This window comes from Actinoplanes sp. CA-131856 (assembly GCF_050956135.1).
Lineage (GTDB): Bacteria > Actinomycetota > Actinomycetes > Mycobacteriales > Micromonosporaceae > Actinoplanes.
In genome coordinates, this window is sequence record NZ_CP191849.1 from 962,411 (window position 1) to 988,584 (window position 26,174).

27 protein-coding genes and 1 pseudogene are annotated in these 26,174 nt (G+C 69.5%); 16 read left to right on the plus strand and 12 right to left on the minus strand.

The features are described 5' to 3' along the window. Positions 1-19 precede the first annotated feature (19 nt). The 4 genes from ACQP2X_RS04665 to ACQP2X_RS04680 all read left to right on the plus strand — a co-directional run bounded on the left by ACQP2X_RS04665 (position 20) and on the right by ACQP2X_RS04680 (position 3,205). Complete coding sequence (locus ACQP2X_RS04665) at positions 20-364, plus strand: YkvA family protein (protein WP_498694576.1); 345 nt, start codon at positions 20-22, stop codon at positions 362-364. 3 nt (positions 365-367) lie between these two features. Further along, positions 368-1,726, plus strand: coding sequence for a cystathionine beta-synthase (locus ACQP2X_RS04670; RefSeq protein WP_498694577.1), 1,359 nt, complete (start codon positions 368-370; stop codon positions 1,724-1,726). A gap of 154 nt (positions 1,727-1,880) precedes the next feature. Then, a complete protein-coding gene (locus ACQP2X_RS04675; RefSeq protein ID WP_498694579.1) occupies positions 1,881-2,396 on the plus strand; it encodes a hypothetical protein in 516 nt (171 codons plus the stop codon). Positions 2,397-2,407: 11 nt separating this feature from the next. Then, positions 2,408-3,205, plus strand: a complete 798-nt coding sequence (locus ACQP2X_RS04680; RefSeq protein WP_498694581.1) for a DUF1828 domain-containing protein — start codon at positions 2,408-2,410, stop codon at positions 3,203-3,205. 21 nt (positions 3,206-3,226) lie between these two features. Here ACQP2X_RS04680 and ACQP2X_RS04685 read toward each other — a convergent pair whose 3' ends face one another. Further along, on the minus strand, positions 3,227-4,171 hold the full coding sequence (locus ACQP2X_RS04685) for a S1C family serine protease (protein WP_498694582.1): 945 nt from the start codon (positions 4,169-4,171) through the stop codon (positions 3,227-3,229). A 169-nt stretch (positions 4,172-4,340) separates the two neighbouring features. On the opposite strand from ACQP2X_RS04685, the gene ACQP2X_RS04690 reads away from it, so the two are divergent. Beyond that, the gene (locus ACQP2X_RS04690) at positions 4,341-4,622 is read left to right on the plus strand and encodes a hypothetical protein (RefSeq protein ID WP_498694584.1); all 282 of its coding nucleotides are present in this window, start codon (positions 4,341-4,343) and stop codon (positions 4,620-4,622) included. A gap of 243 nt (positions 4,623-4,865) precedes the next feature. Here ACQP2X_RS04690 and ACQP2X_RS04695 read toward each other — a convergent pair whose 3' ends face one another. Further along, positions 4,866-5,504, minus strand: coding sequence for a maleylpyruvate isomerase family mycothiol-dependent enzyme (locus tag ACQP2X_RS04695; RefSeq protein WP_498694585.1), 639 nt, complete (start codon positions 5,502-5,504; stop codon positions 4,866-4,868). A 73-nt stretch (positions 5,505-5,577) separates the two neighbouring features. Between ACQP2X_RS04695 and ACQP2X_RS04700 the strand changes: the two genes are divergently transcribed. Next, positions 5,578-6,018, plus strand: a complete 441-nt coding sequence (locus ACQP2X_RS04700; protein WP_498694586.1) for a MarR family winged helix-turn-helix transcriptional regulator — start codon at positions 5,578-5,580, stop codon at positions 6,016-6,018. Between the two features lie 108 nt (positions 6,019-6,126). Here ACQP2X_RS04700 and ACQP2X_RS04705 read toward each other — a convergent pair whose 3' ends face one another. The 5 genes from ACQP2X_RS04705 to ACQP2X_RS04725 all read right to left on the minus strand — a co-directional run bounded on the left by ACQP2X_RS04705 (position 6,127) and on the right by ACQP2X_RS04725 (position 10,849). Beyond that, positions 6,127-6,630: a GNAT family N-acetyltransferase gene (locus tag ACQP2X_RS04705; RefSeq protein ID WP_498694587.1), complete on the minus strand. Its 504-nt coding sequence runs from the start codon at positions 6,628-6,630 to the stop codon at positions 6,127-6,129. Further along, entirely contained in the window at positions 6,627-7,541 is a 915-nt protein-coding gene (locus tag ACQP2X_RS04710) for a ribonuclease Z (protein WP_498700813.1), read from the minus strand. The genes ACQP2X_RS04705 and ACQP2X_RS04710 overlap by 4 nt, the downstream gene beginning before the upstream one ends. A gap of 277 nt (positions 7,542-7,818) precedes the next feature. Further along, a complete protein-coding gene (gene ppk2 / locus ACQP2X_RS04715) occupies positions 7,819-8,775 on the minus strand; it encodes a polyphosphate kinase 2 (RefSeq protein ID WP_498694589.1) in 957 nt (318 codons plus the stop codon). Positions 8,776-8,806: 31 nt separating this feature from the next. Continuing rightward, a complete protein-coding gene (locus ACQP2X_RS04720; RefSeq protein ID WP_498694592.1) occupies positions 8,807-10,231 on the minus strand; it encodes a CYTH and CHAD domain-containing protein in 1,425 nt (474 codons plus the stop codon). Positions 10,232-10,525: 294 nt separating this feature from the next. After that, complete coding sequence (locus tag ACQP2X_RS04725) at positions 10,526-10,849, minus strand: hypothetical protein (protein ID WP_498694594.1); 324 nt, start codon at positions 10,847-10,849, stop codon at positions 10,526-10,528. Positions 10,850-10,905: 56 nt separating this feature from the next. Between ACQP2X_RS04725 and ACQP2X_RS04730 the strand changes: the two genes are divergently transcribed. Beyond that, positions 10,906-11,067 (plus strand): hypothetical protein, encoded by a 162-nt coding sequence (locus tag ACQP2X_RS04730; RefSeq protein WP_498694595.1) that lies wholly within the window; start codon positions 10,906-10,908, stop codon positions 11,065-11,067. 22 nt (positions 11,068-11,089) lie between these two features. On the opposite strand, the pseudogene ACQP2X_RS04735 reads toward ACQP2X_RS04730, so the two are convergent. Continuing rightward, positions 11,090-11,880 (minus strand): annotated as a pseudogene (locus ACQP2X_RS04735) (IS5 family transposase). Between the two features lie 238 nt (positions 11,881-12,118). Here ACQP2X_RS04735 and ACQP2X_RS04740 point away from each other — a divergent pair. After that, entirely contained in the window at positions 12,119-12,706 is a 588-nt protein-coding gene (locus ACQP2X_RS04740) for a permease-like cell division protein FtsX (protein WP_498694596.1), read from the plus strand. Then, a complete protein-coding gene (locus ACQP2X_RS04745) occupies positions 12,703-13,215 on the plus strand; it encodes a SigE family RNA polymerase sigma factor (RefSeq protein ID WP_498694597.1) in 513 nt (170 codons plus the stop codon). The genes ACQP2X_RS04740 and ACQP2X_RS04745 overlap by 4 nt, the downstream gene beginning before the upstream one ends. A gap of 337 nt (positions 13,216-13,552) precedes the next feature. On the opposite strand, the gene msrA is transcribed toward ACQP2X_RS04745, so the two are convergent. Together msrA and ACQP2X_RS04755 are read right to left on the minus strand one after the other, a co-directional pair. After that, complete coding sequence (msrA, locus tag ACQP2X_RS04750) at positions 13,553-14,212, minus strand: peptide-methionine (S)-S-oxide reductase MsrA (protein WP_498694598.1); 660 nt, start codon at positions 14,210-14,212, stop codon at positions 13,553-13,555. A gap of 36 nt (positions 14,213-14,248) precedes the next feature. Beyond that, positions 14,249-14,662 (minus strand): HIT family protein, encoded by a 414-nt coding sequence (locus ACQP2X_RS04755; protein ID WP_498694600.1) that lies wholly within the window; start codon positions 14,660-14,662, stop codon positions 14,249-14,251. Positions 14,663-14,686: 24 nt separating this feature from the next. On the opposite strand from ACQP2X_RS04755, the gene ACQP2X_RS04760 reads away from it, so the two are divergent. Genes ACQP2X_RS04760 through ilvA form a run of 3 tightly spaced genes read left to right on the plus strand, consistent with a single transcriptional unit; the run spans position 14,687 to position 18,482 of the window. Beyond that, the gene (locus ACQP2X_RS04760; RefSeq protein ID WP_498694602.1) at positions 14,687-15,838 is read left to right on the plus strand and encodes a cystathionine gamma-synthase; all 1,152 of its coding nucleotides are present in this window, start codon (positions 14,687-14,689) and stop codon (positions 15,836-15,838) included. Positions 15,839-15,852: 14 nt separating this feature from the next. After that, positions 15,853-17,211: an amidase gene (locus ACQP2X_RS04765; RefSeq protein WP_498694604.1), complete on the plus strand. Its 1,359-nt coding sequence runs from the start codon at positions 15,853-15,855 to the stop codon at positions 17,209-17,211. A gap of 20 nt (positions 17,212-17,231) precedes the next feature. Beyond that, positions 17,232-18,482 carry a threonine ammonia-lyase gene (gene ilvA / locus ACQP2X_RS04770; RefSeq protein WP_498694606.1) on the plus strand — a complete coding sequence of 417 codons (1,251 nt, stop codon included), beginning with the start codon at positions 17,232-17,234 and terminating at the stop codon, positions 18,480-18,482. 48 nt (positions 18,483-18,530) lie between these two features. On the opposite strand, the gene greA is transcribed toward ilvA, so the two are convergent. Beyond that, entirely contained in the window at positions 18,531-19,025 is a 495-nt protein-coding gene (gene greA, locus ACQP2X_RS04775) for a transcription elongation factor GreA (RefSeq protein WP_360245014.1), read from the minus strand. Between the two features lie 124 nt (positions 19,026-19,149). After that, positions 19,150-19,566 carry a DUF4307 domain-containing protein gene (locus tag ACQP2X_RS04780; RefSeq protein ID WP_498694609.1) on the minus strand — a complete coding sequence of 139 codons (417 nt, stop codon included), beginning with the start codon at positions 19,564-19,566 and terminating at the stop codon, positions 19,150-19,152. A gap of 110 nt (positions 19,567-19,676) precedes the next feature. Here ACQP2X_RS04780 and mca point away from each other — a divergent pair, with 110 nt between their 5' ends. The 4 genes from mca to ACQP2X_RS04800 all read left to right on the plus strand — a co-directional run bounded on the left by mca (position 19,677) and on the right by ACQP2X_RS04800 (position 26,171). Further along, positions 19,677-20,558, plus strand: coding sequence for a mycothiol conjugate amidase Mca (mca, locus tag ACQP2X_RS04785; RefSeq protein ID WP_498694611.1), 882 nt, complete (start codon positions 19,677-19,679; stop codon positions 20,556-20,558). 13 nt (positions 20,559-20,571) lie between these two features. Next, positions 20,572-20,925 carry a hypothetical protein gene (locus ACQP2X_RS04790; protein WP_498694612.1) on the plus strand — a complete coding sequence of 118 codons (354 nt, stop codon included), beginning with the start codon at positions 20,572-20,574 and terminating at the stop codon, positions 20,923-20,925. A gap of 249 nt (positions 20,926-21,174) precedes the next feature. Continuing rightward, positions 21,175-23,709: a putative bifunctional diguanylate cyclase/phosphodiesterase gene (locus ACQP2X_RS04795; RefSeq protein WP_498694614.1), complete on the plus strand. Its 2,535-nt coding sequence runs from the start codon at positions 21,175-21,177 to the stop codon at positions 23,707-23,709. A gap of 467 nt (positions 23,710-24,176) precedes the next feature. Beyond that, on the plus strand, positions 24,177-26,171 hold the full coding sequence (locus ACQP2X_RS04800; protein WP_498694616.1) for a thioredoxin domain-containing protein: 1,995 nt from the start codon (positions 24,177-24,179) through the stop codon (positions 26,169-26,171). The last annotated feature ends 3 nt before the right edge of the window (positions 26,172-26,174 follow it).

The following is a 26,174-nucleotide window of genomic DNA, read 5'->3' on the forward strand; positions in this document are numbered from 1 at the left end:
TAGCGGAGAGGGGAACATCATGGCGAAAACACTGAAACGTGCGGCGGCCTTCAGCGCCCTGACCAAGGCACTCGTGTCCGGGGCCCGGGGCGGCCCGTCCGTCGGCAAGCGGGTGGCGGCCATCCCGCGCATGCTCAAGGCCACGGCCAGCGGCAAGTACGACGGCGGCATGCGCCTGGCCCTGATGACGGCGGCCACGGTGTACGTCGTCTCGCCCATCGACATCGTCCCGGAGGCCTTCCTCCTGGTCCTCGGTCTGGCCGACGACGCTGTCATGATCGCCTGGCTGGCCGGGGCGGTGCTCGCCGAGACCGAGCGCTTCCTGGAGTGGGAGAGGCAGCAGGACCGGATCGTCGTAGTCTAGGGCGTGCGCTACTACGACAACGTCGTCGACATCATCGGGGACACCCCCCTGGTCAAGCTGAACCGGGTCACCGACGGCATCGCCGCCACGGTGCTGGCCAAGGTCGAATACTTCAACCCGGGCGGTTCGGTCAAAGACCGGATCGCCCTGCGGATGGTGCTCGACGCCGAGGAGGCCGGCCTCCTGAAGCCGGGCGGCACCATCGTCGAGCCGACCAGCGGCAACACCGGTGTCGGACTCGCCCTCGTCGCGCAGCAGCGCGGCTACAAGTGCGTCTTCGTCTGCCCCGACAAGGTCAGCGAGGACAAGCGGAACGTCCTGAAGGCGTACGGCGCCGATGTGGTCGTCTGCCCCACGGCGGTGGCACCCGAGGACCCGCGTTCCTACTACAACGTCTCCGACCGGCTCGCCCGCGAGATCCCGGGCGCCTGGAAGCCCGATCAGTACAGCAACCAGGCCAACCCGCGCTCACACTACGAGCAGACCGGGCCCGAGCTCTGGAAGCAGACCGACGGCCGGATCACCCACTTCGTGGCGGGCGTCGGCACCGGCGGCACGATCACCGGCGTCGGCAAATACCTCAAGGAGCAGGGCCCGGTGCGCGTCATCGGTGCCGATCCCGAGGGCTCGGTCTACTCCGGCGGCACCGGCCGCCCCTACCTGGTCGAGGGCGTCGGCGAGGACTTCTGGCCGACCACGTACGACCGTTCGCTGGCCGACGACATCATCGAGGTCTCCGACTCGGACTCGTTCGAGATGACCCGCCGCCTGGCCCGCGAGGAGGGCCTGCTGGTCGGCGGCTCGTGCGGCATGGCCGTGGTGGCCGCGCTCGAGGTGGCCCGCAAGGCCGGCCCCGACGACGTCATCGTGGTCCTGCTGCCGGACGGCGGCCGCGGCTATCTGTCGAAGATCTTCAACGACGACTGGATGGCCCGGTACGGCTTCCTGCGCACCGTGGAGGGCCAGCCCACCGTGGCCGACGCCCTCGAGGGCAAGGGCGGCCACATGCCGCCCCTGATCCACGTCCATCCCACGGAGACGGTCCGCGACGCCATCGACTACATGCGGGAGTACGGCGTCTCGCAGCTCCCGGTGCTCAAGGCCGAGCCCCCGGTGGTGACCGGCGAGGTGGCCGGCTCGATCGCCGAGAAGGCCCTGCTGGACGCCCTGTTCACCGGCCAGGCCCACCTGCACGACACGATCGAGCGCCACATGGGAGACCCGCTACCGATGATCGGCGGCGGCCAGCCCGTCAGCGAGGCCGTGTCGCTGCTGGAAAAGGCGGACGCCGCCATGGTCCTGATCGACGGCAAGCCGGCCGGCGTCCTGACTCGCCAGGACCTGCTGGCCCACCTGTCCTGACCGTAGTCGCCCACCCGGTGGTCACCAGCCTTGCTGGTGACCACCGGCGGCGATCACTGCCGTCCTGCTGACGGTCCTGGCCGCGGTCGCACTCCCTGTCCGGTGCGTGGTGATGTGATCTTTTAACCTCACGGGCTATGCGCCCATCGTCGGCATGCAGACCGGCTTCGATCTGTCATGGGATGTCGCGATGAGCCGGCAGATCTCACCTCTTCTCACCCCAGCCAACCTGGGCGCGTTGTTGTCTCCTGTTGCCCAGGCGGTCACAGTCGGTGGGGTGGTGTGGGAGGCGCTGCAGGGCGCTCCCATCAAAGAAGCCGTCGTCCAGGTTCGAACGGCGCTACCAGCTCTGGCCCCGTGCCGGCTTCGCATGGTGACCAATGCCCTGACTCCTAGCGAGCCGAGGTTGCAGTACCTCGTTGGAGCGGGGCGCAATGGTTTCTCCGCGCGGCGTTTGTGCGTCAACGTTCCCCACCGGCCGATCGACGGTACGCACAAGCATCTCGCGGAACCCGGGCGAGGGGACGAGACGGCCTATCAACCCGACGACATACCGCACGTGCCGCTACAGCCGCGGGTCGCGCCGGGCACATATCGTGCGATATTTGAAGCGTTCGCGAGCGAGTGCTTCGTCGAACTTGGCCAGGACTTCGCCTGGTCCGAGCCGTGAGGAGGTGGACCATGGACACGTCGGCCACTGTCGGAGCAATCTTGCGAGCAGTCAACGACCATACCCTCGTCCGGCCGTACGGCGACGGGCTTCTGGTCGACTTGCCGTTCACCTATGGCGACGGGGACTCGGTCCGAGTTCTTGTCGAGCCCATGGGGACCGGATTCCGGGTCAGTGACCGCGCGGTAGCCGCCTCGCTTGTCAGCATGGCGGGCGCTAACCTTTCGGCTCAGCGCCCCTCCGAGGCATTTGAAGAGATAATCAAGTCAGCGAAACTGAATGGTTTGAGGTCTGAGGCCGGGGAACTTGCGACGTTCGGCCCAGCCGAACAGTTGGGTCAAATGATCCTCGATGTGGGACAGGCTTCACTTCGTGTGGATCAGATTCGCTGGTTGGCCGTTCGGCAATCGCCCAAGAGATTTACCGACCAGGTCGCGGAGAGGGTTCGGTCTTGGGCGGGTCATCGTCAAGTGCAGCGCGAGGCTTCCGTCTCTCTCAAGTCGGGCCGGCAGAGGCAGGTCACCCTTCGCATATACGATCAAAATAGCGCCGCCTATGTTCAGGCTGTCAGTTCTCGCGATCAAGATCAAGCTGCTGAACATTGTTATTACATCTTCGATCTTTCCGAAATTCCGAAGGAGAACAAGATCGCAGCGCTCGACGGGGGTCGTGACGACTGGCCTGTCGAGATCGTCGAGGAACTGAAGACGGTGAGTGGCGTCGAGTTCTTCGACGATGCTCGTAGCCTTGAGCGGAGAATCGACAAGGTTGTTCCGCCTCCGCAAGCCTCGATGCATGCCTCGCAGTAGGGTCGGGGGCTCCCCGACTCGTCAATCTAGTTCGGCCGGGACCGTCACCACGTCGACCAGGGCGTTCTTGCGTAGCAGGGTCAAGGGCAGCTCCTGGCCGATGGCCGGGCCCAGCATCAACCGCTGGAGCTCCTGCACAGTCTGTATCGGCTTGCCGCCGGCTGTGAGCAGGACGTCGCCCAGGTAGATGCCGGCCTTGCCGGCCGGGCTGCCCGGAACGACCTCCACGACGCGCAGGCCGAGTTTCTGGTCGATCCGTGCCGCCAGCTGGGGCGGCAGCGGTGCGGGCACGCCCGCCACGCCCAGCCAGGCCCGCCGCACGCGGCCCGAGGCCACCAGCTCGCCGACGATCGACCGGGTGGTGGCGTTGATCGGCACGGCCAGGCCGAGGCCGTAACCCGCGACCGCGGTGTTGATGCCGACGACCGTCCCCGTCGAGTCGGCCAGCGCCCCGCCCGAGTTGCCCGGGTTGAGGGCGGCGTCGGTCTGGATGACGCTGTCGATGATCCGCACGCGGTGCCCGTCGCGGGCCGGCAGGGAACGCCCGAGACCGGAGACCACGCCCGCGGTCACCGAGCCGGCCAGGCCCATCGGGTTGCCCACGGCCACCACCAGCTGGCCGATCTTGAGGTCGTCGGCGTTGCCGAGCGGCGCCGCGGGCGCGCCCGGGTGGTGCACCCGGACCACGGCCAGGTCGGAGAGCGGATCGGCGCCGACCACGTCGAACTTGGTCTCGGTGCCGTCGGCGAAGGTGGCGGTGCCGCCGTTGGCGCCGGCCACCACGTGAGCATTTGTCAGGAGAAAACCGTCGTCGGTGAAGGTGACCGCCGAGCCGGCGCCGGCGCCGCGGGCGGTGCGGACCGACAGGGCGGCCACGGAGGGGAGGAGCTTGGTGGCGACGCCGGTCACCACACGGCTGTAGGCATCGAGTGCCCCTGATTCGACACCCGTGTGTTCGGTATCCATGACGGTCTCAACATTGCCCGGACGAGCATCGATGCCCGACAGGCGTCCGCCCATGGCGAACACTTGTCCGTCACGCATAGTCGCGGCAGTCGCACAGAAAGTCCGACCGGGGGATGGCGCCGGGCGGTTGTATGAGTCGTGACGGACGTATGACGAGCGGGGGTGAGGAATGGTCATCGCCGACCGGCCGGTTCCGGCCGACATTGTGGACCGCCTGCTGTGGCGCGACGCCCAGGACATGCTCGGGCAGCACACCGGTGCGGGCCACGACGGCAACTGTGTCGGGTGTGGATGGCGCTGGCCGTGCGCCCCGCGGCGGCTCGCCGAGCGGGCCGAGGCGGCCTCCCGGCGGCCCTGGCGGGAAGCGTGGACCGTCCGCCACGACCTGAACAGCATCCGGGCCTTGCCGGCCATGAGTCATCGGCCGCGCAACACCGGCTACTTCAACTGAAAAGGCTTTCGACGTCGCCGTCCGCTTGACCTCCCCCGGATTAGCAGCCCGGCGACGTCACCCCCGGCGGTGAGTTCGCTGCGCCCCGCCAGCGCCGCGATCTCCCGCATCAGGACCCGCCCTTGAACTGGCCAGGACCGGCACGCCTCCGCCGGTCCAGCGCCTCCGGCCAGGCGCGACCCCCGGTTCGGGCGGGGCGGTTGGCGGGAGCGCGTGACCACAGGTTCCCCCGTTCCACATCGGTCACGCGCTTCCGCCCAACCAAAGATCCGCATCGCCACCCCGCAGGTGTGGCCTGGCGGCCGCAATGCGCCCGGTGAGCAGGAGCAGCAGGGCCGAGATCGGTCCGGAGACGTCCTGGCCGACACCCGCTGACCAGTCGACGTCGGTCGCGGTCAGCCGCACCCCGCGCAGCCGGCGCCGCGCCCAGAACGGCCAGCCCATGGCCCACACCCGGTCCGCCGCCGCCCGCGCCGCGGCGACCGGCATCGGCAGGTCACGCCCCAGCGGAACGGCGACGTCCTGCCCGTGCACCAGAACGTCCGGAACGATGTTGCGGTAGTTCGTCACCGTCGGCAGGCGACGCGACGAGGCGTGCCGCCGTAGCTCCGCGACAATCTCGCCGGGCGCCCGGGCCGCGTGCCGCACGGCCAGATCGTGGTTCAGCCGGTCGAAGCGGCCGTGAGCCCGAACCGCCGCACCGAGCATGACGGCCATCCCGGGCGGCTGCGGGGCCATGGCCACGTGGGCGGCCACATCGCGTATCCGCCAGCCGGCGCACAACGACGGCCTTTCCCACTCCGCACCGCTCAGCCCGTCGAGCAGATCGGCGAGCGTCAGGCGCTGCTCGGCGATGACCGTCCAGCTGGTCTCCTCGTCCATGACGGCACCTCCGTTGCTATGGTCAGTCTCTCTGACCAATTTAGTCAGAGACGCTGACTAAAGGAAGGCGCCGGTGCTCCCCGAACCGCTGAATCTCGGACTGCTGCTGTTCATCCCGTACCGGTCGATGGAGGGCCGGGTGTTCGCCGCCCTGGCCGAGGCCGGCTTCGACGACTTCACCCCCGCCCAGGCCCGCGTCTTCCAGCGCATAGCCCCCGGCGGCAGCCGCCTCACCGACTTGGCCGAGCAGGCCCAGATCACCAAGCAGTCCGCGGGTTTCCTGGTCGACCAGCTGGCCAGAGCGGGCTATGTGGAGCGCGTCCCCGACCCGACCGACGCCCGGGCCCGCCTCGTCCGGATCGCCCCGAGGGGAGCCCAGGCCATCCCGCTGGCCGCCGCGGCGGTCGCCGAGGTGGAGGCCGAGTGGATCGCCCATCTGGGCGCGGACCAGGCAACCCAGCTCCGCCAGATCCTCACCGACCTGCGCGTCATCACCGACCCCTACGCGTCGTGATCCTCGGCGCGTCCGACCCGGCAAGACCGGGCGCGCCGAAGTTCTCCAGGGCCGGCTCAAGGCACCTAGTTAGGGTAGGCTAACCAAAGCTGGGCGGAGGGTCAATGATCACAGGGGCAGCGAATACCGCAGCTGCCGGACCGGGACGCCGTTGATCGGCTCGACGCGGTCGGCACCGTCGGCGGTCCAGCCGCCGCGCTCGTAGAAGCGGCGCGCCACGGCGTTCTCCTCCAGCACCCACAACACCGCCCGGGCGGCGCCCAAGGCTCGCAACTGGCCGACGGCGTTGACCATGAGGGCGCGGCCGACACCCGTGCCGACCAGGCCGGGGGCCACGTGGATCGCGTACAGCTCCACCGCGGAAGGTGTCTCGCTCGGGCCCACGTACGTGAAACCGACGATCTCGTCGTCGAGCGTGGCCACCGTCATCTCGTGCGTGTCGCGCTCCCACTTCCAGCGCTCGGCCCACCACTCGCCGAAGCCCTCCTCGGACCTCGCCGACAGCACCTCGCCGGGCAGGATGTGGGCGTAGGCCGCGACCCGCGATCGCTGATGCACGGCTCCGACCGCATGAAGATCGAATTCTTCGGCCGTACGGAGGGTCAGGCTCATCGCTCGACGGTAGCGGGGCGCCGCGCGGGCACGGGGACGCGCATGAGGTCCTCCGCGATCACGATGTCACCGGAGAACTCGGCCGCGGCCTCGTCGAGGAAACGCCGCGGATCGGCGTAGCGCTGCGAGAAATGGGTCAACACCAGTTTCCGTACGCCTGACTCGCGCGCCACCGACGCCGCCTGAGCCGCCGTCAGGTGGCCCACCATGGCCGCCATCTCCGCGTCCTCGGTGAGGAACGTCGACTCGATGACCAGCAGGTCGACGCCCTCGGCGAGCGCGTAGACCGTGTCCGTGAGGCCGGTGTCCATGATGAAGGCGAAACTCTGGCCCGGCCGCTCGGCGCTGACCTGGTCGAGCGTCACGTCGCCGATCCGGCCGTCGCGTTGCAGCGCGCCGACCGCGGGGCCGGCGATGCCGTGCTCGGCCAGCCGCTCGGGAATCATGCGCCGTGCCGACGGTTCGTCGAGCCGGTAGCCGTACGTCGGAAGTGAATGCCATAGCGGCAGCGCCGTGAGTCGCCCGGCCGAGGTCTCCACCGAGAAGCCGGCGCCCTCGATCGGCGAAGCGACGATCTCGGCGTTGTCCCAGTAGCTGGTGGCGTGCCGCAGACGGTCGTAGAACTCCTGGCCGGCGCCGGGATAGTGGACGGTGACCGGATGGCGCACCTTGTCGAGCGAGATCCGCTGGAGGATGCCGGGCAGGCCGAGGCTGTGGTCGCCGTGGAAGTGGGTGATGCAGATGCGTTTGATCGGGGTCACCGGGAGGCCGGCGAACAGCATCTGGCGCTGGGTGCCCTCGCCCGGGTCGAAGAGGATCACCTCGTCGTCCCAGCGCAGCAGGTAGCCGTTGTGGTTCCGGTGCCTCGTCGGCACCTGGCTGGCCGAACCCAGCACCACCAACTCGCGCACCATCGCCCCCAGAAATGAAGCGACCCCTGGGGACTTCCACGCACAAGTACGTGGTCCGGTCGGACAAGGCCGGATCCCCAGGGGTCGGGTGGCTGTCTGATATTCGCCGCACCGCTGCCACACGGTCTCGACGTACTACAAACGAAGCTGTCGAGGACAGCGGCTAGCGGACAGCCACCTCACGAGTCCCGTTGCTATACAACTTCGGACCACCTCCCTTCACGTGTACGGCCACGTTAACCACCGGAGGGGGCCTCCGCCAATGCTTTTTGAATCACTACAGACGAGGGAATACCCGCGGGGACATTTCGGTGCCTTCCACCGCGAGCGAGGCGGGGCCCACGATCAGCGGATCGGGGGTGCCGACGACCTCGGCGTCCTTGTTCTCGTAGTCGAAGCGGTTGAGCACGTGCCGCATGGCCTCGAGCCGGGCCCGCTTCTTGTCGTTGCTCTTCACCACGGTCCACGGCGCGTCGGCGGTGTCGGTGTAGAAGAACATCGCCTCCTTCGCCTCCGTGTAGTCGCCCCACTTGTCCAGGGAGGCCAGATCGTTCGGGGAGAGCTTCCACTGGCGTACCGGATCGACCTGGCGGATCGCGAACCGCGTGCGCTGCTCCCGCTGGGTGACCGAGAACCAGAACTTGACCAGGTGGATGCCGGAGCGGACGAACATCCGCTCCAGCTCCGGGGTCTGCCGCATGAACTCGAGATATTCGGCCCGGGTGCAGAAGCCCATGACCCGCTCCACGCCGGCCCGGTTGTACCAGGACCGGTCGAACAGCACGATCTCGCCGGCGGACGGCAGGTGCTTGATGTAGCGCTGGTAGTACCACTGGTTGCTCTCGCGCTCGTTCGGCTTCTCGAGAGCGACCACCGAGGCGCCGCGCGGGTTCAGGTGCTCCATGAACCGCTTGATCGTGCCGCCCTTGCCGGCGGCGTCCCGCCCCTCGAAGAGGATCACGAGACGCTCGCCGCTCGACTTGCACCAGTTCTGGAGCTTGAGCAGCTCGATCTGGAGCAGCCGCTTCTGGTGGTCGTAGTCCTGGCGGGACATCCGTTCGTCGTACGGGTAGTCCTCGCGCCAGGTGTCGACCGGGCTGCCGTCGGCGTTGAGCAGCACCGGGTCGTCGTCATCGTCGTCGGCCACCCGGTAGCCGTCGAGCTCGGCGATGGAGCCGTCGTAGGGCTCGCTCACCTGCTCCTGGATCTCTTCGAACTCCGCCTCCGCCTGCATGACCGTCATACTTACCCAGCGAAGGTGAACATCAGCCGATCCAGGCCCGAAGCTTCTTCTTCCGCGAGTCCTCGACCACCGGCGGAAGCTGGGCGTGGGTCTCGACGCCGACCTGTTCCTGCCGCCCGTAGAGCACGCCGAACCAGAACGCGTCCGCATCGTCCCGGCCGATCTCCTCGAGCAGCTCCCGGGCGACCACCGAGTCCTGGTGCGCGCCGAGCACGTCCTGAAGGTCGGTGAGCGCGTTCACCAACTGCTTGCCCGGCTTCCCGGTGTCCGAGGCGAAAACCTCAACGGCATAACGTGCTTTCTTGTACGCCTTGCGCGCGTCATGCAGCTCGTGATCGATGCCGTCGGCGAGGGCCTGGTCGAGCAGGGCGTCGGCCTTGACCAGGCTCTTGCGGGCCCGCTTGAGCAGGTCTTTCTCGGTGGTCTGCTGCTCGGCCAGCCGGTCGATACGGTCGAGCAGGGCCAGGTAACGCTCGCTCTCCAGCGCCTCGCCGAGGGCGGCCCGGCCCCGCTCCACCTGGGCGTCGAGGTGCTCCCGGATGCGGGCGGCGACCGGCGCGAACCGGGGACCCTCCTCGATGCCGGCCAGCAGTTTCTGCTCCTGGACCTGGCCGTCGCGCACCTCGCCGAGCAGGTCGGCCAGCCACTTCAGCTCGTCGCCGATCTCCTGGGCCTCGCCGAAGCTGCGCTTGAAGGTCTTCAGGGTGCTGCGCAGCCGCCGCGTGCCGACGCGCATCTTGTGCACCGCCTCGGCCTCACCCTGGCGTACACCCGGGTCGAATCCGGTGATCGCGTCGCGCTGCTCACGGACGTACGCCAGAACCGGGTTTTTGGGGGTCTTGGGGTTTTTGCCGGGTTTGGGGTTGCCGAGGGCGCGAGCGACCTTGGAGGGACCGGCGGCGGGCCGCGCGCCGGCCCGCTCGAGCAGGCGGCCGACCTTGGCCAGCAGGGCCGGGCTGCCGTCGACCAGCTCGACCTCGACCTCCTGCCAGCGCTGCTCCTGACCGTCGCGCTCGGCGATGACCTGGTCCTGCGCGATGAGGGCGAGCGTGGTGCCGTCGGCCTTCCTGAGCGGCGTCTCGACCCGATGGGTGCGCAGCCGGGCGACCGGCTTGAGGTCCTGACGCCGGATGATGGCCCGGACCAGGCCCTTGAGCTCGCTCGGCACGAGATCGGGCGTGCCGTTGAGCGGAAGCCGGTGTTCCTTACGGCTGAAGCCCTCACCGGGCGTCTTCAGATGCCAGCCGGCGTCGCTCCCGCCGCTGCGCCGCCGCAGCGTGCGCCGGTGCCGCAGCAGGGCCAGATCGTCGGTGTCGAAGTACGTCGCGTCGAGGTCGTGGGTCTCGGCCCCGTCGACGCTCGTGATGCCCGCTTCGCCGGCGAAGTCCGGCAACTCGAAGCCGTCGGGCACGTCGAATTTGAGTTCCGTTTCGCTGGCGATCTCCATGTGTTCATGGTGCCCGACTTCCGGCCGTCAACACAGAGAACTGATTGGCAGGTTGTGCACAGCCGGATCTCAGCTTGGTCGGGCATCTTGGGAAGCCACTTCTTTTGGGAGGTAGCCCGTGGAGAAGCAAGACCGTCGTCCGGTGTCCCTGGCCGGTCTCGGCCTGATCGGCGCCGGGGCCGTCCTCGGTCTAGCCCTCACCGGCCCGGCCGCGGCCGCCCCACCGTCATCGTCCTCGCCGGGAGTCTCGGCATCGGTTGACCAGCCGCCGAAACCGGCCCCGAAGAAAGAGTCCTAGACCCGGGCGGTGCGTACGGTCCGCAGGTAGATGGCGCGCGAATAAGCGGCCGAGGCGGCGCTGTAATACATGGTGGCCAGCCCGACGTGGAAGCTGTTGTTGGTCAGCGCGTTCTTCGAGTTGGCCGACGCGGCCCACCTGATCTCGGCGTCCGACTCGCTGATCCCCTTGCGGGCACAGCGCAGCCGGTTCATCTCCTTGCCCGTCTTCCAGGTCTCGAGGGCCGCCTCGGCCTCCCGCATCATGGCCCTGGCCTGCTCGGAGAGCGCCTCACCAAGGTCCCAGGCGTGACGCTCCTCGTCGTTGAAGAAGGACGGCATGGTTCACCTCCCGCGGTACCGCTCCTCGCCTCCCAGTGTGCGGATCATGTCGGGACATGTCGATCTTTTACACCCTGACGCGTGAAATCACCGCCCGCGGTCGCGCCTCTCCCGACTACCAGGGCCTGCGCGATCACATCGCGCGATGGAACGGCGCGCATCACGGCCTGCGACACCAGGATCGCGCCGTGACTCATCGACAGAATGATCAGAAGTGAGTCTCTCAGTCGCGACAGCCGCTTAGGTTCTGTCTCTTAGATCAAGGCCGTCGGGCACGGCGCGAAGCCAGTCGAGCAATTCGACCAGGTCGAGGGTGGCTTGAAAGTGAGCGCCCAGTTTGTCGTAGCGGGTGGCCAAGCCGCGCCAGTGCTTGCGCCGGTTGAAGCCGCGTTCGACCTGATTACGCCGCTTGTAAGCGTCCGGGTCGAAGGCGGGTGGGCGGCCGCCGTTACGGCCTTTGCGCAGCCGGTTGGCGATCTGATCACGAGGCTGCGGGATCGTCGTGGTGATGTTTTGTCCCGCAGCGCTTGGCGGTTGGCCCGTGACGAGTACGCCCGGTCCCCGGTTAACGAGTAATCAGCGAGGTCAAGGACCGACACCGCCATCGGCCAGGGTGTGGATCTTCGTGGTCAACCCACCCCGGGACCGTCCGATGCTCTCGCGTGCCCGCGTTTCAGCGATGCTGAGCCCCTTTTAGCAGCACCGGCGGCGTGCTGATGGGTACGCACGACGGTGGCGTCGATCTGGGCGTCCCAGTCGATGTCGTCGTCGAGTTCGGCGAGCGTGATGACCTGCGCCTTCAGCATCGCCCAGGTGCCGTCGGCGGCCCACCGCCGAAACCGTTGATATGGGGTCTTCCAAGGCCCGTAGCGTTCGGGCAGATCCCGCCAGGGCGACCCGGTGCGCTTGACCCAGCAGATCGCATTGATCACCTGACGGTGATCACGCCATCGCCGGCCCTGAACGGGCTGCGCCGGCAGCAACGGCGCCAGCACAGCCCATTCCTCGTTCGTCAGATCACCACGCGCCACACCCACTCAACGATCGACGCTCATGATCGCCACGATGATCTAAGAGACAGGGCCTAGCGGTGTCCTGATCTCCCGCAATGCGGGCAGCGGTGAGTTCAGCATGATGGTGGTCGATCGAACCTGGCGGACCGTCCGAATGAAGAGTCTGATCGGCTGGCCGCTGGTGCGTGTGACCGATTGCTGCCCTCGGCCTGTCATGTAGGGGGAGGACGCCGACGACACCGGGAGCGAGTGGGTCATGACGGAGCACTTGAAGGAGCTGTTCGGGCGAGCGCTGGATGACGAACCCGCGTTCGCGGACGGGGACGTCGCGGCGCGGGCGATGGCTCAGGGGCGGGGTATTCGCCGACGGCGTCGGGGGATGGTGGCCGGGGGATCAGTGGCGGCGGCTCTGGTCGCTGCCGTGGTGGGGCTCAATCTTGGCTCCGCGCCCGCTGACCCGCCGCCGGTGGCGGTGCCGGCTGCTCTGACGCTGATCGCTCAAGCGGAACCGCAGTGCGCTTGGCAGGCCGCGTCCGACGATGCCACGGATGTCTACATCGCTCTGTGGGAGGAGGTCAGCGAGGAGCAACGGGACACGCTTCGGGATGCTCTGCGTGCGGATCCGCTTGTCCGGGATCTGCGCTTCGAGAGCCAGGAGCAGGCGTACGAGCGGTTCAAGAATCTGTGGAGCGACAGCCCGGACTTCGTGGCGTCCATCGACGAGTCGACGCTGCCCACCTCGTTCCGGCTGAAGCTGGGGCAGCCGTCGCGTTTCTCGGAGTTCGCCGCCGCCTACGCCGGGCGGCCCGGTGTACAGAGCGTCATCGGCGGGGAGTGCCCGTGAGGCGGGCGGAGCGGGCCTTACGCGACGAGGAGTTCACCGCGTTCGTGGCCGCCGCGACGCCGCGGCTGCGGCGCACCGCCTATCTGATGTGCCGGGACTGGCATCTGGCCCAGGATCTCACCCAGCTGACGCTGGCCCGGATGTACGCGTCATGGGGGCGCATCTGGCGCACGGTGGACCTCCAGGCGTACAGCCGAAGGGTCTTGATGAACGCGGTCTTCGACCAGCGCAAGCGGCGCAGCAGCGCCGAAGTCGTGTCGGCCGACCTGCCGGACCGGCCCGGCCATCCGGACGAGCCGGGCCCGGAACTGCACGTCACGCTGATGCGGGCGCTGTCCACGCTGCCGGTGCGGGACAGGGCCATCGTGGTGCTGCGGCACTGGGAGGATCACAGCGTCGAGACCGTGGCCGAGATCCTGGACGTCTCCGTCTCGGTGGTGAAGATGCGGAGCATGCGGGCGCTGGCCCGGCTCAGAGAGCAGCTGGGCGAGGACTTCGCCCGTCAGTGACGATCGTCGCGTGCGTAGCGGTCCAGGCTGGAGGCCCACAGGCTCCGCCGTAGCTGCTTTCCACGACCGTCCAGCGCACGACGGCGGGGTCGGACCAGTCGTAGCGGGCGACCACCAGAACGGTGACCCGGCAGTGCCTTCACGAGCCACCGCCCAGGTGTCACCCGACTCGCGCAGCTCGTACTTCTTCGGGTCGAGCGTGCGGTTCCAGATCAGCGGCCGGCGGTCGCTGAAATCGGTGAGGGCACGGCGCACCTGCTCGGGCGCCGCCCTCGTCTCGACGTCGAACCGCATACGACGATGGGAGCACAGGCGCCGCGCGGTGTCCACGAACCGATCAGGCAGTGCGAGCCACGCCGACCGGGCAGGTCATGCCGTTGGGGCCGTGGTTGCAGTAGCCGTAAGGGTTCTTCGCGTCGGACAGGTACTGCTGGTGGTAGTCCTCGGCGTAGAAGTAGCTGCCCAGCGGGCGGATCTCGGTGGTGATCTGGCCCTTGCGGGCGGCGGTGACCACCGGCTGGAAAGCCTCCAGGGACGCCTTCGCGGTGGCGGCCTGCGCGTCGGTCGTGGTGTAGATCGTGGAGCGGTACTGGGTGCCCACGTCGTTGCCCTGGCGCATGCCCTGGGTGGGGTCGTGGTTTTCCCAGAAGGCCTTCAGCAGGTCCTCGTATGTGATTTTGCTCGGGTCGTAGACGACCTGGACCACCTCGGCGTGGCCGGTCGAGCCGGAGCAGACCTCTTCGTACGTCGGGTTCGCGGTGAAGCCTCCGGCGTAGCCGGCCGAGGTCGAGTGGACGCCGGGCAGGCGCCAGAAGATGCGCTCGGCGCCCCAGAAACAGCCCATTCCGAAGACGGCCACCTCGTAGCCGGCCGGCCACGGGCCCTTCAGCGGGGTGCCCAGCACGGTGTGCTCGTCGGCCACCGGCATTTCGAGGACGCGGCCCGGCAGGGCCTTGTCGGGGGTTACCAGTTCGGGCTTGCGGAACCGTAGGAACACGGTCACTCCCTTCATCCGGCGTTTACAACACTGAGGTCACCCCAGTTGTTTCGCGATCATCGAGGCGTACGACTCCGCCTCGGAATCGCTGTCGTAGCGGTGCCGGGGCCAGAAGAAACCGCGCAACCCGTCGCCCTTGGTCCGCGGCACCACGTGGAAGTGCAGGTGGGCCACCGACTGCGACACGATGTTGTTGTTCGCCACAAATGTCCCCTGCGCACCGAGCGCCGGGGGCACGGCCGCCGCCACCCGCTGCACAAGCCCGAAATATCCGGGCAAAAGTTCGGATGGGAGATCGGAAAGTGTCACGACGTGCGTCCGCGGAACGATGAGAACGTGACCCTTGAAGACGGGACGGGTATCGAGGAAACCGACACCATCAGGGGAATCCACGACCTTGAAAGCGGGCACCGTCCCCGCCACGATGCCACAGAACACACAGTCCGCCACCAGCTGAGACTAGCCTTGCGCAGCATGACGGCTAACCACTACGGGTTCGACACCCTCGCCATCCACGCCGGCCAGGATCCGGATCCCCGGACCGGCGCGGTGGTGCCTCCGATCTATCAGACGAGCACGTACGCCCAGGACGCCGTCGGCGCGCCGCGTCTCGGCTACGAGTACAGCCGCTCCAACAACCCGACCCGTGACGCGCTCCAGGAGTGCCTGGCCGCGATCGAGGGTGGCCGCCGCGGTCTCGCCTTCGCCAGCGGGCTGTCGGCCGAGGACACCCTGCTCCGCACGGTGTGCCGGCCGGGTGATCACGTGGTGATCCCCGACGACGCGTACGGCGGAACCTTCCGTCTCTTCTCGAAGGTGCTGGAGAACTGGGGTCTCGACTGGACCGCGGTGCCGCTCGAGGACCTCGACGCCGTGCGCGCCGCCTTCCGGCCCGGCCACACCAAGGTGATCTGGGCCGAGACGCCGACCAATCCGCTGCTCAACGTGGCCGACATTGCCGCGCTGGCCGGCATCGCCCACGAGTACGACGCCCTGCTCGTCGTCGACAACACCTTCGCCTCGCCCTATCTCCAGCAGCCGATCGGGCTCGGCGCCGACGTCGTCGTCCACTCGACCACCAAATATCTGGGCGGTCACTCCGATGTGGTCGGTGGCGCGCTGATCACGGCGACCGACGACCTCGGCGACCAGCTCGCCTTCCACCAGAACGCCATGGGCGGCGTCAACGGCCCCTTCGACGCGTGGCTGACCCTTCGAGGGATCAAGACCTTGGGTGTACGCATGGAGCGGCACTGTGACAACGCGGAGCGCATCGTCGGATTCCTCCGGGAGCATCCGGCCGTGGCGAGCGTCCTCTACCCGGGCCTGGAGAATCACCCCGGTCACGAGGTCGCGGCCAAGCAGATGCAGCGCTTCGGCGGCATGGTCTCGTTCCGGGCGGCCGGCGGCCCCGAGCAGGCGATCGCTATCTGCAACAAAACGAAGCTCTTCGTGCTCGCCGAGTCACTGGGCGGGGTCGAGTCGCTCATCGAGCACCCGGGTCAGATGACACACCTGTCGGCTGCGGGCTCGGCGCTTGAAGTGCCCGCCGATCTCGTGCGACTGTCTGTCGGCATCGAGACCGTTGACGATCTGCTCGCCGACCTGGAGCAGGCTCTGAGCTGATTTACGGAGAAACTATGACGGACGGGACGACCTGGGTCGGAGCCACCGCGAAGCAGATCGCCCGGGCGGTGCGGCGCGGTGACGTGACAGCCACCCAGGTCGTCGCCGACCACCTCGAGCAGATCGCGATCACCGACCCGTCGCTCGACGCGTTCCGGGTGGTGCGCGGCGGTGAGGCGATCACCGAGGCCGAGAAGGTCGACGACCAGGAAGATCTGGCCAACCTTCCGCTGGCCGGCGTGCCGGTCGCGGTCAAGGAGAACACCGCCGTGGCCGGGCTGCCGGTCTGGTCCGGCTCGGCGGCGGTGCGCTCGGCTGTCGCCGAGGAGGACCACGAGGTCGTACGTCGGTTGCGCGGTGCCGGGGCAGTGGTGGTGGGCGTGACGCGGATGCCCGAGATGGGCCTCTGGGCAGTCACCGACGACGCCGAGGGCGCCACCCGCAACCCCTGGGACCTCGACCGTACGCCCGGTGGCTCCTCCGGCGGATCGGCCGCCGCCGTGGCCGCCGGCCTGGTGCCGATCGCACACGGCAACGACGGGCTCGGCTCGATCCGCATCCCGGCCGCCTGCTGCGGCCTGGTCGGCCTCAAGCCCGGCCGCGGCGTGGTCCCGGCCGAGCTGGGCGTCGACAACTGGTTCGGCCTGGTCGAGAACGGCGTGCTCACCACCACGGTGGCCGACTCGGCGGTCGGCTTCTCGGTGCTGGCCGGCCGCGACCCGGTCAAGCTGGTCGAGCCGTCCCGGCTACGGATCGGCGTCTCCACGCGCTCGCCGGTGGCCGGCATCCGCCTCGACGAGCCGAACGCGGACGCCGTGACCACCGCGTCCAAGCTGCTCGTGCAGGCCGGGCACGACACGATCACCGCCAACCCCACCTATCCGCAGTCGCTGGGCGTCGGCACGCTGGCCACCTGGTTCGCGTCGGCGTACGTCGAGTCGCGCGACTACGACCTGGCCCGGCTCCAGCCGCGGACCCGGCGCCACATCAGGCTGGGCAAGTGGGCCATGCGCAGCGGGCTGGTCCGCCAGTCGCAGCGCGACGCGTTCCGCGAGCGGTCCATCGGCTTCTTCGCCGACCGGTCGATCGACCTGCTGCTCACCCCGGCCCTGGCCACCGCGCCGCCGCCGGCCGACGGCCACGCCACCGGGTCGTGGCGGGCCAACATGAGCGCCAGCATGCGCTACGCGCCGTACGCCGCGCCCTGGAACGTCGCCGGCCTCCCGGCCATCGTGGTCCCGGTCGGCGTGCGCCCCGACGGCCTGCCCGTGGCCGTGCAGCTGGTCGGCCCGCCCGACTCGGAGACCCTGCTGCTGGCCGTGGCCGGCCAGTTCGAAGTGATGAACCCCTGGCGGCGTCACGCCTTCGGGTGATCGGTGGCAAGCTTCAGGTCATGACCGGTGCCCCCCTGCCGCTTGACCTGTTGACGCTGTCCGACATCCAGGCGGCGCGCAGTCTGCTCACCGGGGTGGTCAAGACCACCCCGCTGATCGACTCCCGTCCGCTCACCGAGATCACCGGCACCGAGGCCTGGCTGAAGTGCGAGAACCAGCAGCGTGCCGGCTCGTACAAGGTGCGCGGGGCCTATACCCGGATCAGCCGGCTCTCCGACGCCGAGCGGTCCCGCGGCGTCGTCGCGGCCAGCGCCGGCAACCACGCCCAGGGTGTCGCGCTCGCGGCCGAGCTGCTCGGCGCCCGGGCCACGGTCTTCATGCCCGAGGGGGCGCCGCTGCCCAAGGTCACGGCGACCAAGGGGTACGGCGCGGCGATCGAATACGCGGGTACGAGCGTCGACGACTCGCTGGTCGCGGCGCAGCAGTTCGCCGAGCGGACCGGCGCCGTGCTGATCCACCCGTTCGACCACCCGGACGTCATCGCCGGCCAGGGAACGGTCGGCCTGGAGATCCTCGACCAGCTGCCGTCGGCCGCCACGATCATCACGGCCGTGGGTGGCGGCGGCCTCATCTCGGGCATCGCCGTCGCGGCCAAGGCGTTGCGGCCCGACATCCGGGTCGTCGGCGTGCAGGCGGCGGGCGCGGCGGCGTACCCGCCCTCGCTCGCGGCGGGCTCGCCGCAGAAGCTGTCGCAGGGTGTGACCATCGCCGACGGCATCTGCGTGCTGAAGCCCGGCGACCTGAACTTCGCGCACGTCAGCAAGCTGGTCGACGAGGTCGTCACGGTCACCGACGAGGATCTGTCGGCGGCCCTGCTGGTGCTGCTCGAGCGGCACAAGATGGTGGTCGAGCCGGCCGGGGGAGCGGCCTTCGCGGCCCTGCTCACCGGCGCCTACGTCCCGCCGCCGGACGGGCCGGTGGTGGCCGTGCTCTCCGGCGGCAACATCGACCCCATGCTGCTGCTGCGGGTGATCGAGCACGGGCTGGCCTCGGCCGGGCGGTTCCTGCGGCTGGCCGTCCGCTGCGACGACCGGCCCGGCGAGCTGGCCCGCCTGCTGGGCCGCATCGCCGAGCTGCGGGCGAACGTGGTGGAGGTCGGCCACTCGCGGCAGAGCCCGCGGCTCGGCTTCGGCCAGGTCGAGGTGGCGCTGTCGGTGGAGACCCGCGGGCCCGACCACTCGGACGTGCTCATCGGCACCCTGCGCGACAGCGGCTACCGCGTGTCCTTGCTGGCCGACGCAACCCCCTGACGCGAAGAACGGGCCCGCCTCGTCGAGGCGGGCCCGTCAGCGTCGCGGTCAGCCCTCGAACGGGCCGAACTTCACGACCGTGACCTTGATGTCGGCGCCGCTGGGGGCCGTGTAGGTGACGGTCTGGCCCTCACCCGCGCCCAGGATCGCCTTGCCGAGCGCCGACTCCGGGCTGTACACGGTGAGGTCGGTGGTCGAGGAGATCTCGCGCGAGCCCAGCAGGAAGGTCTCGGTGTCGCTCTGGTCGTCGTCGAAGTAGATGGTGACGACCGAACCCGGCCCGACGTTGTCGGCGGCCGACGCCTCGCCGACCTCGGCGGTGCGCAGGAACTCCTTCAAGTAGAGGATCCGGCCCTCCTGGCGGCTCTGCTCCTCGCGGGCGGCGTGATATCCGCCGTTCTCCCGCAGGTCACCCTCCTCGCGACGGGCGTTGATCTCGGCCGCGACCTCGGGGCGGGCGGCGATCAGCTCGTCAAGCTCGGACTGCAGCCGGTCGTAAGCGTCCTGAGAAAGCCAAGTCTTGGGCGCCTCTGAACTGGACACGGTTGATCTCCTTGCATGGAAGGGCGGGCAATAACAAGATCGCTCCGTACCAAAGAACCTTGACGGAGCGAATCACTAAGCTTACCAGCGGTACGCACGGGGCCAGAATGGCTCGTTTTCGGCCTCAGGCCGGGTCGCACCCCAGAACGTCGCCGACGGAGCCGCGGGCGGTGGTGGCCACCGTCTCCTTCGCGTCGATCGTGGTCCCGCCCGGCTCGGGTCTCACCACGACCGTACGGCGGCCGACCTCGAATCCGTCGTAGTCACGGGCCCGCAGCGTGCAGCTCGCCGCTCCGCCGGCCGGCACCCGGACCTTGAACTCGATGACCATCTCTTTGTCGGTCGGCTCCGACCACCCGACGATCTGCGCGTCGTAGTCGGTCTGGCCGAACCGCTGGTAGAGCTTCAGCGACAGGACCAGCGACGCCGCCAGGACCACCACGAGAACGAGAACGGGCAGCACCAGACGGCGGCGGCCGGAACGGCGCCGTCCGTATCGGCCCGGTGGGAAGACCGGGGCTGTGGTGCGCGTCTCGCTCACCTGACGACCTCTCATGCGTTTGTTGTCGGTGGGATCCGCCAGAATGGCAGGGTCCATTCTCGCAGCCGACACCGGCCCGCCCAACGCGGGTCAGGTCCGAGGAGATTTCAGTGGCTGAGCAGTTGCGTCTCATGGCGGTGCACGCGCACCCCGACGACGAGTCCAGCAAGGGCGCCGCGACCATGGCGAAATACGTCGCCGAGGGCGTTCAGGTGCTGGTCGCGACGTGTACGGGTGGCGAGCGCGGGAGCGTGCTCAACCCGAAGATGGACCGGCCCGAGGTGCTGGCCGACATCACGAACATCCGCCGCGCCGAGATGGACCGGGCGCGCGAGATCCTCGGCGTCGAGCAGGCCTGGCTGGGCTTCGTCGACTCGGGCCTGCCCGAGGGCGACCCGCTGCCGCCACTGCCGGAGGGTTGCTTCGGCCTGCAAGATCCGGAGACCGCCGCCATTCCGCTGATCAAGCTGATCCGCGAGTTCCGGCCGCATGTCATGACGACGTACGACGAGAACGGCGGCTATCCGCACCCCGACCACATCATGTGCCACAAGATCTCGGTGGTGGCGTTCGAGGCCGCGGGCGACCCGGAGAAATATCCCGAGCTGGGCGAGCCGTGGCAGCCGCTGAAGCTGTACTACAACTCGGGCTGGACCCGGGCCCGCATGCTCGCGCTGCACGAGGGCATGATCGCGGCGGGGCTCGAGTCGCCGTACACCGAGTGGCTCGAGAAGAGCGCCGACCGCGAGGACCGCGGCGACAAGATCACGACCCGGGTCGAGGTCGGCGAGTACTTCGAGATCCGCGACGAGGCGCTGCGGGCGCACGCCACCCAGGTCGACCCGGACGGCTTCTGGTTCAAGATCCCGCTGGAGCTCCAGCAGAAGGTGTGGCCGACCGAGGACTTCGAGCTGGCCCGCTCACTGGTCGACAGCCCGGTTCCCGAGTCCGACCTCTTCGCGGGCGTCCGCGAGCGCGTCGAGTCGCACTAGTACCCTCGTGGTCATGGGCACTTTTGCCGTCAACAACTTCGGAGACACCCGCTCGGGCGGCCTGGCCGGCCCGATGGGTCTCTTCATCATCGTGCTGCTGTCCATAGCAACTGTTTTGCTGATTCGCAATATGAACAAGCGTGTGCGTCGGCTTCCCGACAGTTTTCCGGACGTAAGGCAGACACAGCGTGAGGCCGAGATCGCGCGGCTGAATGCGGATCTCGAGCGTTCGCACGACGGGACGGTTGCGGATCGTGTCGATGCGGATCGATCGACAGCGGTCGACCCGGGTGTGGACGACGAGGTCAAAGCCGTTACTACTGAGCGTGACGGCGGTTCGGCGGACGGCGACTCCCGCCGCGTTTGACCTAGTGGGAAGCGGTTCGATCTTCAAGGCGCCGGGCACGGTCCGTATTGGTCTGACGTATGGGTAATACGGGCCGTTCGTCAAGCCTTGTTGTGTTCATCGGTATTGATTTAGCCTTCCGCCGGGGGCCTAGCCGCCCCTGATCCCTGCGCGGAAGGGGGCGCCGAAAATGACCATTCCCCGCCCGCGATTTTCTCCAGAGCAGATGCACGTGCATCCGCCAGTGCTCCTGGTGAAGTGGGGTTTGCCGTGACCGCGCCGCCGGTCGCCCGGCGTTCCTGGATCGACGTCACCGGCCTGGCCGGGCGTCCCCAAAGCGTGCGCATTCTGACCGCCGCGGTCGCCGCCGCGGCGCTGATCCTCGCCATTCTCGGCGCGCTGCTGCCGGTCGACCGGCCGGCCGACCGTCCACTCACGCCGCTGGCCGGCGCGGCCCTCGCCGCCGCCGTCGTGGCGGCCGGTCAACTGGCCCGGCTGCGGTTCCGGCTCGGCCGCGGCGTCGTCTCCGTCTCCTGGGGCGAGGCCGCCTTCATCATCGGCGTCGTCGTGGCCCCGCCCGGCTGGCTGCCCGCCGCCACACTGGTCGGCGCGGTCGCCGCGTGGGCGCTGCTCGCCTGGTGGGAGTCGCTGCGCAACGTGGCCGAGGTGGTGCACCTGGCCGCCTCGCTCAGCCTGGGCGCGGCCGGCGCCGCCGTCGTGTCCGGCGCCATCGCGGGCGAGGCCCCGGTGCTCAGCGCCCGCATGGTCACCGCACTGGTCGCGGGCGCCCTCACCTATCTGTTGCTGACGTTCGGGCTGGCCACCCTGACCCTCGCGCTGCACCGCGACGCCCCGGCGGCCCAGATCCTGGTCCGTGCGTCGTACGCCAAGGTCCCGATGGTCGTGGGCAACGTGATCGTCGGCCTGGCCGCCGTGGTCGCCCTGGTCGAGAGCCCCCTCTGGCTGCTGGCCTTCCCGCCGGCGTTGTGGCTGCTCCAGCGGACGTACCGGTTCCACCTGCGGGCCGAGGAGGAGCGCCGCCTGTGGGAGGCGTTCGCCGCGGCCACGGCCACCCTGCCCGGCGGCACCGAGGTCGAGGTGGTCGAGGCCGGTCTGCGCGCCGCGCTCGACGTGTTCGGCGCCCGGCGGGTCGAGATCGAGGTGCGCGGCCGCGACGGCGAGCGCCGCTACGCCGAGGACGGCCCGGGTCAGGACAACACGGTGGCCGGCCTGCCCGGCCCGGCGATCACCCGGTCCATGGCGGTCGACGGCGACCTGGTCGGCGAGCTCACCGTCTGGCTGTCCGAGCCGACCCTGCCCGTGCCGCGCGACGAGGCGGCCATCTCGGCCTTCGGCGACGCGCTGGCCGGCGCCCTGCACGACGCGGCGGCCCGCGAGCGGGTGGCCGAGCTGAGCGCCCAGGTGGCGTTCGACTCCCGCCACGACCGGCTGACCGGACTGCTCGACCGTCCCACCCTGCTGGCCGAGGGCGACCAGCTGCTGCGCTCGTTCGACCGGCGGCGCCACGTCGCCCTGCTGCTGCTCGACATCAACGACTTCCGCGAGGTCAACGGCACCCTCGGCCACCGGCACGGCGACGAGCTGCTGCGCCTGGTGGCCGACCGGCTCACCGAGATGACCCGCGACGGCGAGATGCTCGCCCGCACCGGCGACGACGAGTTCGCGCTGCTGGTGCCCCGGGTGGTCCCCCTGATCGACTCGTCCGCCCCGGCCGCCACACCGGTGTCCGACTCGCTGCCGCTGGCCCTGCGCCGGGCCCGCGAGCTGGTCGAGGAGCTGGGCCGCCCGATGGAGGTGTCCAGCGTCCGCCTCGCGGTCGAGGTGGCGGTCGGCGTCACGGTCGCCCCGGCCGGCCGGGCCGACGTGGGCGAGCTGGTCCGCCGCTGTTCGCTGGCTCTGCAGGAGGCGAAGCGGCAAGAGGTCACGGTGGCCGCCTTCGACCCCACTCAAGACGCGGTCACCACCGACGGCCTGGCCCTGCTGGCCGAGCTGAAGGACGCCCTGGCCGCCGACGACCAGATCGTCCTCCACCTCCAGCCGGCGGTCGACCTGGTCACGGCGGCCCCCACCGGCGTCGAAGCGCTTGTCCGCTGGCAGCACCCCCGCCGCGGCCGCCTGTCACCCGACGAGTTCATCTCGACGGTCGAACACACCGAGTTGCACACGGCCTTCACCCGCCGGGTCCTCGACCTGGCGCTGGACGCGGCCGGCCGCTGGCACGCGGCCGGCGTCGACGTGCCGGTCTCGGTGAACGTCCCGGCTCGCAGCCTGCTCGACCCGAGCTTCCCGGCCCAGGTCCGCGACGCCTTGCGCCGCCACCACGCCCCCGCCTCCCACCTGGTCCTGGAGATCACCGAGTCGGTGGCGGTCAGCGAGGAACGCATCGTCGACGAGGTCCTGGCCGACCTCCGCGACGCCGGCGTCCAGCTCTCCCTGGACGACTTCGGCACCGGCTACTCCTCGTTGGCGATAGTCACGAGAGCCCCGGTGGACGAGATCAAAATCGACCGCTCCTTCGTCGACGACATGATCGAGTCCCCAGCCGCCGGCGCCGTGGTCCGAGGAGCGGTGGAGCTAGGCGCCCGCCTGGGCGTCCGAGTGGTGGCCGAGGGCGTGGAAACGACAGAGCAGAGAGCAGCCTTGATCGAGCTGGGCTGCCCCACGGCCCAGGGCTACCACTTCTGCCGCCCGATGCCGGCCGACCGCATCGTCCAGGCCCTGACCCAGTTGAGCGAGGCCGCCCCGGCCAACATCCGCCCGCTGCGCGCCGACGACGCTTCCTGACAGCCCTGCGCCTGCCGCTCTCCGGCCCGCCGCTCCCTGGCCTGCCGCTCCTCGGCCCGCTGCTTCTCGGCCTGCGCTCGACCGAAGCGCGCGCGGGCAGGTGGCCGGCATGGCGTGCCGGCAACGGTCTCCTGGACGCCCTCTGTAGTGCCTGCCCCGGGGCCCACTCCTTGCCCTTTCCCCTGGTAAGGCGGCTTCGCTTCCCGCGCCCCGATGATCGCTTTCGTGGAGCCAGGCCGTCACTCCCGCGCGCCAGCGTGGCGCCCGAGCACGGCTCGCTCCACGTAGACGGCGATCTTGAAGGTGCCGAGCGGCCGGGCGGGCGAGAGGCGAGTCGGCGCGGCAGAGTCCGCAGGGTCGGCGGATTCGTGACGGGGATCGTCGAGGGCTGTGCGGGTGGGTGTGAGGTGGGCGGCGGCGCGTGCGCTCTGGGGGCGGCGGTCTTCGGGGCGTGAGAGGCTGGGGGCATGGCCAACCGTCTCGCCGACGCGACCTCGCCCTATCTGCTTCAGCACAAGGACAACCCGGTTGACTGGTGGCAATGGGGGGACGAGGCGTTCGCCGAGGCCCGGCGCCGGGATGTGCCTGTGCTGATCTCGGTGGGCTATGCGGCCTGCCACTGGTGTCATGTCATGGCGCACGAGTCCTTCGAGGACGAGCAGATCGCTCGGCTGCTCAACGACGGGTTCGTGTCGATCAAGGTGGATCGGGAGGAGCGGCCCGACGTCGACGCCGTCTACATGACCGCCACCCAGGCCATGACCGGGCAGGGCGGGTGGCCCATGACCGTCTTCGCCACCCCTGACGGTGAGCCTTTCTTCTGTGGCACCTACTACCCCAAGAGCAACTTCGGTCGCCTCGTCGCCTCCGTCACCAAGGCGTGGCAGGAGCAGCGGGACCAGGTGATCGAGCAGGGCGCCTCCGTGGTCAAGGCCATCGGCGGGGCCCAGCTCGTCGGCGGGCCGGTCGCTCCGATCTCGGCCGAGCTGCTCGAAGCGGGAGCTCTGGGGCTGCTCAAGGAGCAGGACGAGATCAACGGCGGGTTCGGTGGGGCGCCCAAGTTCCCGCCGCACATGGGGATGCTCTTCCTGCTGCGGCACCATCAGCGGACCGGGTCGGCCGAAGCCCTCGAAGTGGTGCGGCACGCGGCCGAGCGGATGGGGCGCGGCGGCATCTACGACCAGCTCGCCGGCGGCTTCGCCCGGTACGCGGTGGACGCCACCTGGACGGTGCCGCACTTCGAGAAGATGTTGTACGACAACGCGCTGCTCCTTCGGGCGTACACCCAGCTCTGGCGACTGACCGGTGATGTCTATGCGCGGCGGATCGCCGACGAGACCGCCGCCTTCCTGCTCCGTGACCTCGGCACGCCCCAGGGTGGGCTCGCGTCGGCCCTCGACGCGGACACCGACGGGGTCGAAGGGCTGACCTACGCCTGGACCCCGGCGCAGCTCACCGAGGTGCTCGGCGCGGAGGACGGCGCCTGGGCGGCCGACCTGTTCAACGTGACCGAGGAGGGCACGTTCGAGCACGGCAGCAGTGTGCTCGTGCTGGCCCGGGACATCGACGCGGCCGATCCTGCGCTTGTCGAGCGCTGGCGGGACGTACGCCGCAAGCTCTTCGACGCTCGTCAGGGACGTCCCCAGCCGGCACGTGACGACAAGGTGGTGGCCGCCTGGAACGGGCTGGCGGTGACGGCGCTGGCCGAGCACGCGGTGCTGACCGGCGACCGCGACTCGCGCCACGCCGCCGTGGAGATCGCGACCGTGCTGGCCGAGCGGCATGTGGTCGGCGGGCGGCTGCGGCGAGTGTCGCGCGATGGTGTGGTCGGTGAGCCGGCCGGGGTGCTCGAGGACTACGGCTGTGTGGCCGAGGCGTTCCTGGCCGTGCACCAGCTCACGGCCGAGGGGAAGTGGCTCGACGCGGCCCGCGAGCTGCTCGATGTGGCGCTGGCCCGGTTCGCGACCGGGCAGGGCGGCTTCTACGACACCGCCGACGACGCGGAACGGCTCGTCACCCGGCCGGCCGACCCGACCGACAACGCGACGCCCTCGGGGGTGTCGTCGATCGTGGCCGCGCTCGTGACGTACGCGGCGCTCAGCGGGGAACCCGAATATCGGGAGGCGGCGGACGCGGCGCTCGGCACGGTCGGGCCGCTGATCGGCGGGCATCCGCGGTTCGCCGGCTACTCGGCCGCCGTGGCCGAGGCGGCGCTGTCGGGGCCGTACGAGATCGCCATCGCCACGACCGACCCGGTGGGAGACCCGCTGGTGGAGGAGGCGCATCGCAGCGCGCCGGCCGGGGCCGTGGTCGTGGCCGGCGAGCCCGACCGGCCGGGCGTGCCGCTGCTGGCGGACCGCCCGCTCCTGGACGGCGTCCCCACGGCGTACGTCTGCAAGGGTTTCGTCTGTGAGAGGCCCGTCACCAGCCCGGCTGATCTCATCGCCCGCTTGCAGGTCTGAGCT

Bases quoted from the DNA above. Each gene is read 5' to 3' on its own strand.
- ACQP2X_RS04665 (WP_498694576.1), top strand. From the start codon at position 20: ATGGCGAAAACACTGAAACGTGCGGCGGCCTTCAGCGCCCTGACCAAG.
- ACQP2X_RS04675 (WP_498694579.1), top strand. From the start codon at position 1,881: ATGCAGACCGGCTTCGATCTGTCATGGGATGTCGCGATGAGCCGGCAG.
- ACQP2X_RS04680 (WP_498694581.1), top strand. From the start codon at position 2,408: ATGGACACGTCGGCCACTGTCGGAGCAATCTTGCGAGCAGTCAACGAC.
- ACQP2X_RS04685 (WP_498694582.1), bottom strand. From the start codon at position 4,171: ATGGATACCGAACACACGGGTGTCGAATCAGGGGCACTCGATGCCTAC.
- ACQP2X_RS04690 (WP_498694584.1), top strand. From the start codon at position 4,341: ATGGTCATCGCCGACCGGCCGGTTCCGGCCGACATTGTGGACCGCCTG.
- ACQP2X_RS04695 (WP_498694585.1), bottom strand. From the start codon at position 5,504: ATGGACGAGGAGACCAGCTGGACGGTCATCGCCGAGCAGCGCCTGACG.
- ACQP2X_RS04705 (WP_498694587.1), bottom strand. From the start codon at position 6,630: ATGAGCCTGACCCTCCGTACGGCCGAAGAATTCGATCTTCATGCGGTC.
- ppk2 (WP_498694589.1), bottom strand. From the start codon at position 8,775: ATGCAGGCGGAGGCGGAGTTCGAAGAGATCCAGGAGCAGGTGAGCGAG.
- ACQP2X_RS04720 (WP_498694592.1), bottom strand. From the start codon at position 10,231: ATGGAGATCGCCAGCGAAACGGAACTCAAATTCGACGTGCCCGACGGC.
- ACQP2X_RS04725 (WP_498694594.1), bottom strand. From the start codon at position 10,849: ATGCCGTCCTTCTTCAACGACGAGGAGCGTCACGCCTGGGACCTTGGT.
- ACQP2X_RS04730 (WP_498694595.1), top strand. From the start codon at position 10,906: ATGTCGATCTTTTACACCCTGACGCGTGAAATCACCGCCCGCGGTCGC.
- ACQP2X_RS04740 (WP_498694596.1), top strand. From the start codon at position 12,119: ATGACGGAGCACTTGAAGGAGCTGTTCGGGCGAGCGCTGGATGACGAA.
- ACQP2X_RS04760 (WP_498694602.1), top strand. From the start codon at position 14,687: ATGACGGCTAACCACTACGGGTTCGACACCCTCGCCATCCACGCCGGC.
- ACQP2X_RS04765 (WP_498694604.1), top strand. From the start codon at position 15,853: ATGACGGACGGGACGACCTGGGTCGGAGCCACCGCGAAGCAGATCGCC.
- ilvA (WP_498694606.1), top strand. From the start codon at position 17,232: ATGACCGGTGCCCCCCTGCCGCTTGACCTGTTGACGCTGTCCGACATC.
- ACQP2X_RS04790 (WP_498694612.1), top strand. From the start codon at position 20,572: ATGGGCACTTTTGCCGTCAACAACTTCGGAGACACCCGCTCGGGCGGC.
- ACQP2X_RS04800 (WP_498694616.1), top strand. From the start codon at position 24,177: ATGGCCAACCGTCTCGCCGACGCGACCTCGCCCTATCTGCTTCAGCAC.